This is a genomic window from SAR202 cluster bacterium, from assembly GCA_016872355.1.
Lineage (GTDB): Bacteria > Chloroflexota > Dehalococcoidia > Lucifugimonadales > VGZY01 > VGZY01.
The window spans coordinates 1-14313 of record VGZY01000074.1 but is presented as its reverse complement, the minus strand read 5'-3'; the positions used below and the strand labels follow the sequence as shown (position 1 = coordinate 14313).

Annotated in this window: 11 protein-coding genes and 1 pseudogene; 3 read left to right on the top strand and 9 right to left on the bottom strand. The window is 61.3% G+C overall.

Translation table 11 applies throughout. The annotated features are described in order from the left end of the window. From FJ319_12480 to FJ319_12465, 4 genes and pseudogenes are all read right to left on the bottom strand, one after another. The coding region (locus tag FJ319_12480; protein ID MBM3935093.1) for a VOC family protein at positions 1–118 on the bottom strand (118 nt) is incomplete at its 3' end. Between the two features lie 68 nt (positions 119–186). Then, complete coding sequence (locus FJ319_12475; protein ID MBM3935092.1) at positions 187–636, bottom strand: PIN domain-containing protein; 450 nt, start codon at positions 634–636, stop codon at positions 187–189. Then, a complete protein-coding gene (locus tag FJ319_12470) occupies positions 599–871 on the bottom strand; it encodes a hypothetical protein (protein MBM3935091.1) in 273 nt (90 codons plus the stop codon). The genes FJ319_12475 and FJ319_12470 overlap by 38 nt, the downstream gene beginning before the upstream one ends. Before the next feature lie 103 nt (positions 872–974). Next, positions 975–2980, bottom strand: a pseudogene (locus FJ319_12465) (hypothetical protein). A 153-nt stretch (positions 2981–3133) separates the two neighbouring features. On the opposite strand from FJ319_12465, the gene FJ319_12460 reads away from it, so the two are divergent. Next, positions 3134–4252 (top strand): mechanosensitive ion channel family protein, encoded by a 1119-nt coding sequence (locus FJ319_12460; protein MBM3935090.1) that lies wholly within the window; start codon positions 3134–3136, stop codon positions 4250–4252. A 16-nt stretch (positions 4253–4268) separates the two neighbouring features. Here FJ319_12460 and FJ319_12455 read toward each other — a convergent pair whose 3' ends face one another. Then, positions 4269–5546, bottom strand: coding sequence for a histidine--tRNA ligase (locus tag FJ319_12455; GenBank protein MBM3935089.1), 1278 nt, complete (start codon positions 5544–5546; stop codon positions 4269–4271). A gap of 119 nt (positions 5547–5665) precedes the next feature. Between FJ319_12455 and FJ319_12450 the strand changes: the two genes are divergently transcribed. Then, positions 5666–7840: a bifunctional (p)ppGpp synthetase/guanosine-3',5'-bis(diphosphate) 3'-pyrophosphohydrolase gene (locus tag FJ319_12450; protein MBM3935088.1), complete on the top strand. Its 2175-nt coding sequence runs from the start codon at positions 5666–5668 to the stop codon at positions 7838–7840. Positions 7841–7941: 101 nt separating this feature from the next. Further along, entirely contained in the window at positions 7942–8517 is a 576-nt protein-coding gene (locus FJ319_12445) for a hypothetical protein (protein MBM3935087.1), read from the top strand. Here FJ319_12445 and tsaD read toward each other — a convergent pair. From tsaD to FJ319_12425, 4 genes are all read right to left on the bottom strand, one after another. Further along, a complete protein-coding gene (gene tsaD, locus FJ319_12440; protein MBM3935086.1) occupies positions 8514–9539 on the bottom strand; it encodes a tRNA (adenosine(37)-N6)-threonylcarbamoyltransferase complex transferase subunit TsaD in 1026 nt (341 codons plus the stop codon). The genes FJ319_12445 and tsaD overlap by 4 nt on opposite strands. A gap of 24 nt (positions 9540–9563) precedes the next feature. After that, a complete protein-coding gene (locus FJ319_12435; protein ID MBM3935085.1) occupies positions 9564–10103 on the bottom strand; it encodes a hypothetical protein in 540 nt (179 codons plus the stop codon). Between the two features lie 83 nt (positions 10104–10186). Continuing rightward, on the bottom strand, positions 10187–11440 hold the full coding sequence (locus FJ319_12430) for a DUF11 domain-containing protein (GenBank protein ID MBM3935084.1): 1254 nt from the start codon (positions 11438–11440) through the stop codon (positions 10187–10189). A 63-nt stretch (positions 11441–11503) separates the two neighbouring features. Beyond that, on the bottom strand, positions 11504–13675 hold the full coding sequence (locus FJ319_12425) for a hypothetical protein (protein MBM3935083.1): 2172 nt from the start codon (positions 13673–13675) through the stop codon (positions 11504–11506). Positions 13676–14313: the final 638 nt, after the last annotated feature.

The window sequence follows — 14313 nt, the reverse complement described above, 5'->3', positions numbered from 1 at the left end:
GCTTGAGGCCGAGCTTCTGCTCGTAGAACTCGGCCACCTTCTCAATATCGTTGCAAAAGAGTATGACGCGCTTGAGCTGGAACTGCATTGGATGGCCTAGGGTACGTGTTGCGAGCACCCCCCCCCCATTCGCAGATAGAACACCGGCTTCATAGGGGACATTTGAGCGATCAGGCGATAGGAAGGCTACACCAGCGAGCAGGATGGAAGCAAGGGGTTGCGGAAGCGGATGCCCTCCAGCAGGAGGCCGTCGCTGAAGTCTTCAGAGAGCACGCATCGCGCGCCGTTGAGCTTGGCCGTGGCCCAGATGAGCCCGTCCCAGTACGAGAGCTGGTACCTCCGCGCGCCGCGAACGCCCTCCAGGACAGTGGCAGGGGTGAGATCGAAGACTCGCCAGCGGTCCACGAAATTGAACAGCCTTTGCTCCGCCTGGCTCTGGGAAAGGGGAAAGTCCAATTTACGGGTAGCCGTATTGAAAAACTCCCCAAGGACCTGAACGCTCAGAGAACCGAGCGCAAGTTCTTCAAGCTGGGTGAGTATGGCTTGAGCCCGGACCTGCTTCTCCCCCTCGCCGGTGTCGTATGCGTAGACGACGATATTAGTGTCTACGAGAAATCCCGGAGAGGCGCTCTTCATAAATATCCTCACGGGTCCACGTCCGAACCCGGCCGGCAGGCATCTTTCTGCGTTCGTTCATAAAATCGATCTCTTCCTGCCACGCGTCCTTATCGCTGTAGACCCGCGCAGCGCCGCCGCCCACCGACTCGATGGCGCGGCGAATCAGCTCGGCCTCGCTGATGCCAAGCTCCTTTGACCGCCGCTTGAGGATCTCCTCGTGCTCAGGCTCGATGTATATTTGCTTCCGCACCATTCTTCCCATCTGCGCCTCCTGTTATACATCACATTATACATCACGTGGTGGCATTTCCCTTGTGGAGACGCCCCGCCGGGACGTCTCTACAAGGGGTCGCGACTTACTGGAATGGCACGGGAATCGTATCGCCGTGCCACGGGAAGGCGTAGGAAGGCCTGTTCACGAAGCGCTTCATGCCGGCGCTGATCCGAATGGCGGTCGATGGCGGCAGTACCACCTCGAAATGCTTGCCGTTCACTGGCGCAGGGTTCTGGGCGCTGAGTGCTGGGTGCTGGTTTCGGTCAATGACCCCAGCCCCCCCTCCGTGAACGCGTGCTCCCCGTACGCTCCCGCCTGCACTATCAGGCGGCGCGTCTCCGACCGGCTCGTGTTCACCAGCTGCACCCCTACCCTATCTCCGGACAGCTCGTCCACAAGCGCGGCAACGTCCTGCGGCAGGCCGGGGCGGGCGCGGTCCGCGTCGAAGTAGCGCACGGTGGCCTGCACCAGGCCGCCGTTGTACACGGGTTGAGGGCAACCCATCGTCATCTGGATAAGGCCCTTGGTGGCGACGCACTGCGACTGCAATGCAAACCGGTTTTCGCGAATAATCGTCTCTACGTCGCGGTGGTCGTTCACCATGCTATGGTAGACGCGATTGAGTGATGCCAGCTCGGCCTCCATCAACCGCTCAGGCCAGTTTGGAAGCTTGCCGTCGTAGTACTGGAAGCGCCACATCTCGGAGTCGCCGGCGTTCTTCTCACCCTCCGACTTAACGCCGTCCCACTTCCGCCGCACGTCACCCGAGCGGATGCGGGCGATCAGCTCATAGTCCTGCCTGGACATCGATGCATGGTATAGGGCGACTGCCTCCTGGACGACGATAGGAGCGTGCTCGAACCAGCCTGGGGCTTCCTTGGGCCTGCCCTGCTGCACAGCGTGCTGTGCAGCTACCTGGTCTGCCGCCGGGATCTTGCCGTACTTCATCGGTGTGAGAAGCTGGCCGTCCTCACCCTTCATAGAGTGTTCCAGCAGCAGGTTGATGTGAGACCGCAGGAACTCCAAGTAGCCGCTGTCTCCGGTCAGGAGCTGCGCGCACTCGACGGCGATGGTCATGCCATGGGCTATCTGCTTGAACCCGCGCGACTGCCATCCGTACAGGGCGCCCCACCACTCGCCCTTCCGCTGCTCGCCCGGCTTGCCGGTGGGTCCGACGTTGTCCGGGATGACGCCGCCGTTCTTTTTGGCTCGGTCTATCCACGCCTCCGTGTAGTCCAGCACCCACTGCTTGTACTTGTCGTCGCCTGTATACAGGTATACGTTGGTCACAAGCCCGGTGGCGGCCAGGTTGTTGGCGATGTCGCCGTTCAGAACGACGTCCTCGAACAGCTTGACGATTTTTGCAGCCAGTGCCGGGTCCTCATACCAGGTGAGCGATAGGTCGTCTATCCACGGGTTGAGGGAGGCCCGGCGACCGTACCTGGGTCCGGACGTGGGCGGCATCCCACCGATAAGCCACCACGCGACCTCTTCCACGTTGGTCTTGAGGTACGGGCCGGTGCTGCCGTGCATCGGCGAGCGAATTATCTTGTGTTTCGCATCCCAGTTCGGCGCGGATGGGTCTTCACCTATGAACATCGCCGCGAAGCGCCTGGCGCGGCGGACGTTCTCCGAGATGGTAGGGTCCGGCAGGCCGAAGCCGTAGAAGGAGTGGTTGGCCTCTCCCTGGTGGTGCCACTCAGCCCCATGCGGCCGAGCTGTGTTCCAGTACTCGTTCGTTAGCTGCTGCTTGAAATCCTCCCGGACATTGCCGCGCATCCAGTGCGGGTGCCTGGGGCGGCTCGCATAGCTGCTGTCGCCCCATCGGGTCACGGCGTTCCAGAACCTGAGGGCACGGTCCAGGGTATCCTTGCCGCCGCCGAGGGCATAGAAGTGGCCCCAGTTTTAAGCGCACTCGTACAGATCGTCCATATCGTCGGCATAGTATGGGCTGCCGTTGCGCTCGGTGTACTTCTGCATGAAGAGCTCTACAGACCGGCCCGTGTTGTCGAAGATGGCGCGCTGGAGCAGCGCCCATGCAGGCGGCGCCGCGATGGTGGAAGCGGTTATGGAAGGTGCGGCAGCCACAAGTCACCTCGCGCGGAAGAATTCTGCGGCGCAGGATACCACACCTTCCCGTGAAACTTCATTCATGATAGGCATTGTGCGAATCGCGCTTTAGGTGTATTCTCTTGTGCTGCCCGGCCTGCGGGACACGCAGGCGTAACGGCGAGGACAACGATGCTGCCCGAGTTCATCCACGACCACTGGTATTACGAGATAGCGTTCTCATTCGGCGTATTCGCCGCCTCCTTCCTTGTCTCACGTATCGTCAACTTCGTGTTCGAGGGCGTACTGCACCAGATAACGAAGAAGACGAAGACTACCCTGGACGACCTTGTCGTACACGCCCTCAGGTCACCCATCACCCTCCTGGTAGTCGTAGTCAACACGTACGCCGCTTTGACGATCATCAAGAGCTTAGACGCATACCAGGGCACCCTTGAGGCGGTATTCCGGACCGTGCTTATCTTCACGGCGGGCTTTGCTTTGCACCGGGTCGTATCGGCGTTCGGCAAGTGGTACAGCACAGAGGTTGCATCAAGGACAGAGTCCGACCTGGACGACCGGTTACTCCCGATAGCGCAACGAGTCGTGATTGCGATTATCTACGCCGTGACCTTGATGATCGCGCTGGACACCCTGGGTGTTTCGGTGAGCCCGCTGATGGCGAGCCTGGGCATCGGCGGTCTTGCAGTGGCGCTCGCTCTCCAGCCGACACTGAGCAGCTTCATTGCGAGCGCCTACCTGGTCTCCGATGGCAGGCTTGGCGCGGGACACATGATCCAGATAGAAGGCGGTCCGACAGGCACGATCCAGGACATCGGCTGGCGCACGACGAAGATCCTGACCCCGCTGAACAACATCGTCATCATCCCGAACAGCAAGCTGGCGGACAGCATCGTAACTGACTACATGGCGCCCAATTCCGAGGTGGCCATGGTGGTGCCATGCGGCGTCTCTTACTCCAGTGACCTGGAACATGTGCGCAAAGTGGCCCTCGAGGTGGCGGCGAAGGTGGCGGAGGAGCAGCCTGGAGCGGTGAAGGCATTCACGCCCGTCGTGAGGTTCTTCGAGTTTGGGGACTCCAACATCAACTTCAACACTGTGTTTCGCGCGAAGGACTTCGGTTCCCAGTTCGCGATAAGGGACGCCTACATCCCGGCGCTGCACAAGCGCTTCAACCAGGAAGGCATCGAGATCGCCTTCCCCACGCGCAAGCTGGTCTTCGAAGCAGGCGGGCAGGCGAAAATCATGAGCGCCGCTACGAACGGTGGGACGAAGCACTCTGCGCATTAGGTATGGCGGGTTGTCGCTAGACCGCCTGCTTGGCTGCCTCCAGGGCAGATGCGACGCCGGACGGTTCCACTTCCCTTTGCTCACCCAGGGAAAGGTCTTTCAGCACGACGACGCCCTTCGCAAGCTCCTCATCGCCGAGGATTGCGGCGTGCGTGGCGCCGATGGACTGGGCGTATCGTAGCTGGCTCTTGAGGCTCCGGCCCGCAGGGCCCAGCACTGCCGTAATGCCACTGTCGCGGAGGCCGGACGCGATGGGCATTGCGGCCTGCATCGCCGCTTCCCCCATGTGTGCGACGAGTACTTTCGTCTGCGGCTTCACCTCAGAGAGAGCGCCCACGCGCTTGAGGTTCAGGATGATGCGCTCAATGCCCATGCCGAAGCCGATGCCGGGCGTGGGCTTCCCGCCCAGCTCCTGGATGAGCCCGTCGTACCGGCCTCCAGCGAGAATCGTGCTCTGGCTCCCTGCAACTGGCGGGATGAACTCAAAAACAGTGCGGGTGTAGTAGTCGAGCCCGCGGACCAGCCGGTTGTCGATCGTGTAGCTGATGCCGATGGCGGCCAGGTGCGTCTTGAGCTTTTCCCAGTGTGCGGCGCACTCCGCGCAAAGGTTATCGATGCTGTTCGGCGCACCGGCGATTAGCGGCCGGCATGCCTCCTGCTTGCAGTCCAGCAGTCGCAGCGGATTACGCTCGAGCCTGCGCTTGCAGTCCTGGTGCACCATCTCGCCCACCCGCCCCTGGTAATACTCTTTGAGCCTCCTCAGGTACGCCGGGCGGCAGTTTGGGTCGCCAATTGAGTTGAGCACCAGCGCGATATCGTTCAGCCCGAGCGCCCTCAGCAGCCTCCAGCCGAATTCTATCACCTCAGCGTCAATCGAGGCGCCCGGATCGCCGATGGCCTCCATGCCCACCTGGTGGAACTGGCGGAAGCGACCGGCCTGGGGCCGCTCGTAGCGGAACATCGGCAGAATGTAGTAAAGGCGCAGCGGCTGCGGCAGGTTCTGCATTCCGTGCTCCAGGTACGCCCGGCAGACCGGGGCGGTGCCCTCCGGCCGCAGCGTGACCATGTCGCCGCCGCGGTCCTCGAAGGTGTAGGTCTCTTTCTCAACGATATCCGTCGTCTCGCCGACGCCGCGGACGAACAGCTTCGCATCCTCGAACATCGGGGTGTCGATGCGCTCATACCCGAAGCGGGCGGCCGTCTCCTCGGCCTTGGCCTGAATGTATCTCCAGTACTTCTGGTCCTCGGGGAGGACGTCGGACGTGCCTCGGGGGGCCTGGAACTGCTGCGGCATGGTAGGGTCCTGGGTGGTAGGGTAAGTCTGGAAACGCAGATATTAGGATACCACGGGGTTGCGCAAATTGCGGTGCAGTAGGTGCGACGATATACTGGGGAGATAGCCCGGAGGTATACATGACAACCGCAGTTGACACGCTCATTTCGAAGGCTGCGGAGTACCTTCCCGAAGACCGCATGAAGATCGTCAAGGAGGCGTACGAGTACGCCGCCAAGGCCCACGACGGCCAGATGCGGAAGTCTGGCGAGCCCTTCATCGAGCACCCGCTCCAGACCGCGCTGTACCTGGCGCAGCTGAAACTCGACCCCAACGCCCTCGCCGCTGCACTCCTTCACGATGTGATGGAGGACTGCCACGTCCCCAAAGAGGAGCTGGCTAAGAAGTTCGGCGACGACGTGGCCAGGCTGGTGGACGGTGTCACAAAGCTGACCAAGACTGAGCTTCTGGCGGCGGAGCACGGCCTTGGCATGTCCACCACGCGCACTCCGGACGACAACATGGCCCGGGCCGCCAGCCTGCGCAAGATGCTGATGTCGCTCGCCGAGGACATCCGCGTTGTGCTCATCAAGCTGGCGGACCGCCTGCACAATATGCGCACCCTCAAGTGGATGCCGGAGGAAAAGCGCAAGATCATCGCGCAGGAGACTCTGGACATCTACGCTCCCCTCGCCCACCGCCTGGGCATCTGGGAGATCAAATGGCAGCTCGAAGACCTGGCCTTCCAGCACCTCAACCCTGAAGCCTACAAAGAGATCTCCAAAATGCTCTCGACAAAGCGCGTCGAGAGGGAAAAGTACATCGACCGCGTGCGGATGATGCTCGAAGAAGAGCTCGAAAAGGCAGGCATCGAGGCCGAAGTCTACGGCAGGCCAAAGCACATCTACAGCATCTACAAGAAGGCGCAGTCCTACGCCACCAAAAACCGGACGATCGGCGATATTTATGACCTGTTCGCGCTGCGCGTCCTCGTGGAAAGGGTTCAGGACTGCTACGCGGCGCTCGGCGTAATCCACAGCAAGTGGCGGCCTCTGCCCGGCCAGTTCGACGACTACATAGCCAACCCCAAAGACAACCTCTACCAGTCGCTCCACACCGCGGTGCTGTGCGAGGACGCCCTGCCCGTGGAGGTGCAGATTCGGACCCACGAGATGCACCACCTGGCCGAATACGGGGTGGCCGCTCACTGGCTGTACAAGGAGGGCGGCACTTCGGACGTGCGCTTCGAGGAGAAGATGCGATGGCTGCGCCAGATCCTGGAGTGGCAGCGCGACGTCAGCGGCGCCGAGGAGTTCGTTGAGTCCTTCAAGACAGACATCTTCAAGAACCAGGTGTTCGTTTACACCCCGAAGGGTGAGCTGAAGGAGCTCCCCGCCGGCGCGACGCCGCTGGACTTCGCATACCGCATTCACACAGACGTCGGCCACAGGTGCATCGGAGCGAAGCTGAACGGCAAGCTCGTTCCCCTGCACTACCAGCTCTCAAACGGCGACACCGTGGAGATCATGACGAGCAAGACCGTGCGCGGGCCGAGCCTGGACTGGCTCAACCAGAACCTCGGGTACGTGCGCACCGCCTCCGCACGGGAGAAGATCCGGCAGTGGTTCAACCGGCAGGAGAAGACGGCCAACATCCAGATCGGCCGGGACATCTTCAACAAGCAGTTCCGCCGCCTGAACCTGAGCCTGGAAGACACTGACGTCGCCAAGCTGATGAAGATGGACTCGCCGGACGACCTCTACGCCGCGCTGGGCAACGGGTCGCTTGCCATTTCGCAGGTGATCAGCAAGGTTACGGCCCAGGAGGCGAAGCCGCCGGAGGAGCACGCGGTTGTGGTACCCCTGGTCGGTCCCGCCTCCGGTATTCAGGTGCTGGGCGTGGGAGACCTGCTCACACGCATGGCGCGGTGCTGCAACCCCATTGCCGGGGACGCGATTATCGGCTACGTCACGCGCGGGCGCGGCGTCACCGTGCACCGCAACTCGTGCCCTAACATCCTTAACGAGTCCGAGGTGGAGCGGCTGGTGCCCGTAAGCTGGGGCAAGGCGCAGACACTCTACCCCGTGCGCGTGCGCATTGAAGCCTGGGACCGCGTGGGCCTGCTGCGAGATATTACGGCGCTGGTCTCCGAAGAAGGCATCAACATCGCCATGGCCGCCACCGAGGAGCAGCAGGACGTCAGCATCATCACCCTGACAGTCTACGTGGTAGGCATAGACCAGCTTAGCCGCCTCTTCTCCAAGCTGGAGGGCGTGGAGGGAGTCATCCACGTGTCCAGGACAAAGGCGGGGTGAGGCCGGGGCCAGGCAGCTCGCCCCAGCTTGGAGTTGCGCTTGCGCCGTGGTAACATCAGCATGCCGCCGGCGCACTGCCGGCCTGGCGGAGGACAAGAGACGTGGCACTCGAAGAGATTGGGTTCGCCGAAGTCCGGTTGATGGACGGCGAGCAGGTCGCGACCACACTGGACCTCAAGAAGAAGCCCAAAGGGAGCAAGGAATCCAAAGAGGCGGCCACATCCGCTGAACTCCTGGTGCTTACGAACCGCAGGGTAATGCACGTTCGGGCAGCCAGCAAGTCCCGTGAGAGCGTTCTCGTCTCCCTGGCCGATGTGGTCGCCTTCGAAGTAGCGGACCACCGACCGAACAGCTTCGGCGGCTACGTTTGGGGCGCGGTTGCGTTCATTGTTGCAATTGCCGTCTGGCGGGTGTGGAACGTCGACGTGCTGGACGTCGTCGCAGCCGTCATTATCGCGGCAATGGGAATCTACCTGATCGTCGACCAGATGTTTGCGCCATCGTCGCTCCAGGCGACTATCCGCGCGGGCTCTTCGCAGCTGCAGGTGGCCGTGGACCACGATGCGGCGGAAAGCGTCTACGCCTTCGCCAACAAGCTGTTCGAGACGCGCGGCGAGATGCTCCACCCCAAACCGCCGGCCCCGGCCGCCCCGGTCATCGTTTTCGCCCCCCGCTAGCCGATCTTCAGGCCGGGGATGACGTCCATATCCCATTCGTGGCGCGCGCCATTGCGAAGGTGGAACCACCCTGCCCCGCCGATCATCGCCCCGTTGTCCGTGCACAGTCCTGGCCGCGGGACGATAACCTTCAGCGGAGACCTTGCGGCCATCTCCTTCCGCAGGAGCGCGTTCGCGGCCACACCGCCGCCCAGCACGATTCCCCTTGCGCGGTGCCTCTCCGCAGCTTCAATAGTCCTGCCGACCATCGAGTCCACAAGCGCCTCCTGGTAGGCCGCAGCGACGCCGGCCACCTCCTCCTCGCTCAACTCCCGGCCCTGAAAAGGCGGGTACCACCCCTTCTCCTCGGCGCGGCGCAATAGCGCCGTCTTGAGACCGCTGAAGCTGAAGTCCAGCGAGTCCTTGATCCGTGGGCGAGGGAACGGCTGCTCGCGAGTAGTGCTCTTTGCGGAGGCCCGCTGGATCGCCGGGCCGCCGGGGAAGCCGAGCCCGAGGACCCGCGCCGCCTTGTCGAACGCCTCGCCCGCCGCGTCGTCCCGCGTTCGGCCGACGAGGATGTAGTCGCCGTGCCCGCGCATCAGCACCAGGTCCGTATGTCCGCCCGATGTGATCAGCACCATGAGGGGGAAGCCGGGGTCGATGTCCGGCTCCGCGCCGTCCAGCCACGCGGCGTAGATGTGCCCTTCGACGTGATTGATGCCGATAAGCGGGATGTCGTTCGCCAGTGCAAGGCCTTTGGCGGCGTTCACGCCGATCAGCAGCGCGCCGGCGAGCCCGGGGCCGTTGGTGACTGCTATGCCGTCCAGATCGCGGAGCTCAACCTGCGCCTGCTCCAGTGCCTCGCGGACCACCGGCACAAAGGTGAGCAGGTGCTGGCGCGACGCCACTTCTGGCACGATGCCGCCGTATTTTGCGTGTATTTCGACCTGCGAGGCGACGACGTTAGAGTGTATTTTCCGCCCGTCTTCAACTACGGCGACCGCCGTCTCGTCGCACGACGTCTCGATTCCAAGTATCTTCATTAAGCGCTCGCGAGTATCCTTGTCCTAGTTCCCCAGCCTCTGGTCGTGGCACCCCTCAAGCCAGTCCTCGTCCTCCTGCCACCAGTTGTTATCGAGGTAGATCCAGCGGACGCCGGTATCGTTCTCGCCGAAGTAGTCCTTTTTATCGATCGCCATTGGCTGCCCGGAGTTCTGAACGGACATCGTTACAAGGCCGATATTTTTGTCAATTGTCGCGTCCACAACGGACCATTGCACCCGGTCGGTCTCGTCGAGGCCATTCGCGAACTTGAGCTTTGCAAGCCGCTCACTAGTGTCGTAGATGAACTGGTCGGGAGTGCAGAGCTGCACGCCGGGAAGGCCATAAGGGAAGCGGGGTTCCACGGACCTGGGGCTCTTGAATTCGTAGAACTCCAGCCACTTGTCCGTATTCAGCTTCTCGGTGGCCTCCGCGGCCCTGGCAATGAGCTCATCCCTGGAACCGATGTGCACCGGCGCATTGGTCCCAGGCTCCTCGGCGCCACTGCCGCAGGAGACTGATAGAAGAACGATAAGGAGTGAGGCGATGGCCGATCGTAGGCGCATTGTCCGTTACCGACGCATACATGTTGGATAGTGTACAGATTAGTATATACGAGCGGCGAGGGCACTGTGGAAAGAAGAGGCGGTCACTGCATGTTGCAGCTGTTGATGACTACTTTACCTGCTCTGATCCAAATAACGCACTGGAACGTCTTGTGGCCGTCGGTTGTGGTCGATACAGCAGCAGTCAGTGCCTCCACGCGGGCGGACGGCCACGTGTAGGCAGTGTAACCCAGAGCGCTGAAGTCCCCCCATGCCTCGTTCCAGTGGTCGCCGGCAGCAGGAGTGGCGACGGCATCTAACTCCTGGGTCACGGTCCCGCCGGCCGGAATATTGAAAGAACCGGTCCAGGTGAGACGCGTACGTCCGGATTCACTTGTCTGGGTGGGATTTGAAAACACGAGGCCCTGAGCCGAATCGGTCACATATGTGAACCCCGCCGGCAGAAGGTCCTCAATGCTGTTCATTACCAGCGTTGAGTTACCCCTGTTCTGCATTGAGATGGAGTAGTGGAAGGTATGCTCGGTCCCCGCCGCTACTACGCTGGGACTCACCGCTTTGGAGAACCGGACGGACTTGCCCGGGCACTCGAGTGATGACGGACTACCGAACTTGACGTCCGCCGTGAGGCCGGATGTAGTGAACTCATATCCGCCCGGCGTGACCCATGCTTCATTGCAGTAGACTCCCGCCGGTCTCCTGGCCGTCACCTGGAATATCTGGGTTACCGTATCCCCTGAGGGAACGCTGGTGCTTAGCCCCAGCCACCTGATCTCCTGCCCCGATTTCGTAGGGTTGGCAGTTGTCACACCGGAAGACGACCCCGTGATGTAGTCAAAGCCGGACGGAAGGTTGTCGTACATCCCCGTCAGCGTCTGGCTGACGGCGGACATGTTCGTGACAGTGATCGTGTAGGTAAAGGTCGTGTCGACGTTTGCCGCTGTGCTGGTGGGATGGACGCTCTTTTCGGTCCTGAACTCGCGGCCGGCCTCGGAAGGCGCAGGCACCGTCAGCGAGCCCGGAGGGACCTCATTCATTACGATAGTGGTAGTAACGGTAGTACCGTTGAGCACTACCGAGGATACCGTGGTGGTGGAGGTGGGGGCGTCCTGGGTGAGCAGGTGGTGAGAGAGTATGCTCGCGCCGAGGCGGGTGTATTGGCTTTCGAAATCGTTAAGCTTGACGCGGGAGTCAAGCAGAAGCGTGCTGGCCAGGGTGAGACCCGCGACGACAACAGGCACGGCGAAGACCATGAACGCAAGTGCAATCGTCAGCGCGGAGCCGCGCTGCGACCTGCGTGTTCCGATGTGCTTTCGGTTGTTTAAGGGCGATTCGGTCATATCAGTGACTAATTTTGCACGGAATACGGCTTACAACAAGAACTACGTACCATCGTAGGGTTCTCATGGGGGAGGTAGTGTGTATCCCGCGATGTATACGTTGAAATCTGCCCTTTCCATGTATTCGTACCAGGTATTGTTTTCGGCCAGTCCTACGGGCGCCTGTACGTGAGTGTTGCCGCCAATGTCCTTCGTGACCGTATCGGAGCCGTTCCCGTGGCGGACGCTGAATGCGCGGTCGCTTCTGTTGTGCGAGTTCTCTACGTAGAGAATGAGACCATTGGCATCCGTAGGAACTGAGTACGTATCCGCATCGATTGACTCCCATGACCCCGTAGACGGGTCAACGACGCCTACGTCGTCCCCGTACATCACCATGGAGTCACGTATCTCGCCCACAAGGTAGACCTTGACGTTGGTGTCCTGCATGTGCGCCTGGAATATGCCGGACGCGTTCAGTCCAACGATGTACATTGTGTATGCGTACGCGTTGATTTCGCGGCTCGTGGTGTTGAAGGAGCTCGTAGTCTCCCGGACACCGTAGTCGCGCTCGTTGCTCGAGGTGTTGTACATGAGCAGAATGGCGGCGGTGGCGTCGTCGCTCACATACTGGGACACGTCTATATTAGTCCACGCGCCGGTGGTGGACGGCGTGAAGTCAGGCGGCGTGTCGAAGTAGTACGGGTCTTCCCCTGTCGTGTAGCCGATGAGGCGGAAGTCCACGTCCGTGTGGCTGATGTAGCCCTGGACCTCCCGGTCATCGTCGATTTTGATGACGGTCCAGGTGTGGTTCTCCGCCTCCAGCCTGCCGTAGCTTGTGCTGCTCATGTAGTTGCGGGTATCCTCCGTGCCGCGTAGGACGCCGTTGCGGTTGCTGCCGCCGGTATTCAGGACCTCGACGATGGCGCCGCCAGCGCCCGATGGGACGTGGTCTGCCAGGCTGATGGTCTGCCAGCTGCCGGTAGTGGAGAGGCTGATGTCCACGGGGTCGTCCAGCCACACGAAGCCTCCCGGCTGGGGCGTCGGCGTGGGCGTGGGTGTATGCGTCGCCGTCGGGACCGGGGTGGCGGTCGAGGTTGGGGACGGCGACGGCGTGTGCGTGGGCGTGGCCGTATGTGTCGGCGTCGGCGTCGGAGTCAGCGTGGGGCCGCCCGGCGTCGGCGTGGCGAGCGGCGTGGCCGTCATGGTAGGGGTGGGCGTAACGGGCGGCGTGGCCGTGGCCGTGGCGGCCCCGCCGGGCGTGGCCGTGGGAGTCTGCGTGCCTGCGAAGGAGCCGTTGGGGCCGACCATGCAGGCGTCCACCGTCTGCGCCTGGCCGACGTCGATGTCGTCGGTGACCCAGACATCGCAGATATAGGTGGTGTTCTCTGTCTCCACGGTGACGCGGAAGACGTCCATGACGGTTATTATTGCGGTCTCGCCGCTGAGCCGGTCTTCGAAATTATCTCCGCCGGCGAACTCGACGATCACCTCGTTGCTGTAGTATCCGCGGTGCATTTCGCCGGTGACCTGGAATTCGATTAACCATTCATCGCCAGGCCCTATTTCGATACCGTCTCCGGCGAGGTTCCAGACAAACTCCTTCTGGCCCTGCTTATTGCTGACTCCCGGCTCGCCAAGCTCGTCTCCCAGTGAAGCGGGTGTAGTGGAGACCGAGCCGGAAACGTAGTCGAACTCGTCATCGCTTATGTAGTCGGTAATTCGCTTAACGTTGAGGGCTTCGGTCCCTTCATTGGTGAAGGTGATCGTGTAGGTGTAGGTTGTTTCAGTGTCTCCGAAGACGACATCCGGAGAGACATGCTTGTCGATAGAGAACACCTTGCCCTCGCATAGTGTCTCCTCGGTCTCCCCTACGGTGACCTTCGCGACCATGCCGGAGCGGTTCTTCTTCCCGCCCAGCTCCGACCAAACTTCGTTGCAGTAGACGCCCGGCTCGTCAGCGGCGAGGGCGTTGAACACCATCGTAGCGCTTTCGTTCGCCAGAATCCTGGTGCCGTTCGGGGCGTCCCAGGTAAGCTCACTGTCATCTTCAGACGGATTGGACGTGGATATCACGGCGGCCGAGTGGTTGCGCATCACCGAAGTGTTGTTAACGTATGTGAAACTTTCGGGAATGACGCTGTGGACCTCTGTGAGGTTAACGGTCTTGCCCTTGATGTTCCATATGGTGATCGTGTACGTGACCGCTTCACCCTCTCCCACGCTGGATGGGGACGCCTCTGCGGAGGCGAGCATCTTCCTCCCCTTGCGCGTGAAGTAAGGGAAGTCACGCGGAGGCGTGAGGAGCCTGTAGACCGTGGTAGTGACGGTCTGGTCGTTGATCGTCAGAGTCGTGACGCCTTCAGGGTCGTCAGACTCCAGGGCGATTCGGGCGTGACGACTACCTGTCCGTTGCTACGACGACATACTACTACTGCTGGAACACTTCCGGCAGGATTATCGAGCAGCTTGAGACTTCTGCCGCCGGCGACTGCTAGTCACTAACCGGGCGTGAATTGACGGGAGGGCTCCTTCGGGGGCCCTTCTGCTTTTGCCCCTTAATTGCTTAAATAGTGTTAAATTGTCTAGAATATCAAACCACTCCTATTGACGAACAATCCACCGGGCTGTTAGACTCGCAGGAACGCGGCTCCTGAATGTGCTACTCCATGTCAATGCTCAATGACTTTGTCAGTCTTACTGCTCAGTGATTTTGTCAGTACCACTGGTTTTGGTTGAATCAGTCTCGATCTCCAAGGGTGATCTTGAGCCGGCTTTCGATCCTTGGGCGAGGAGAGGGGCGTGCTGGAGACGGACCCGTCTCCAGCACGCCCCTCTCCTCGCTTGCCCGCCTGAGCTTTTCTTCGCCTTGCTCGCAGGACTGCGGGCCTCAG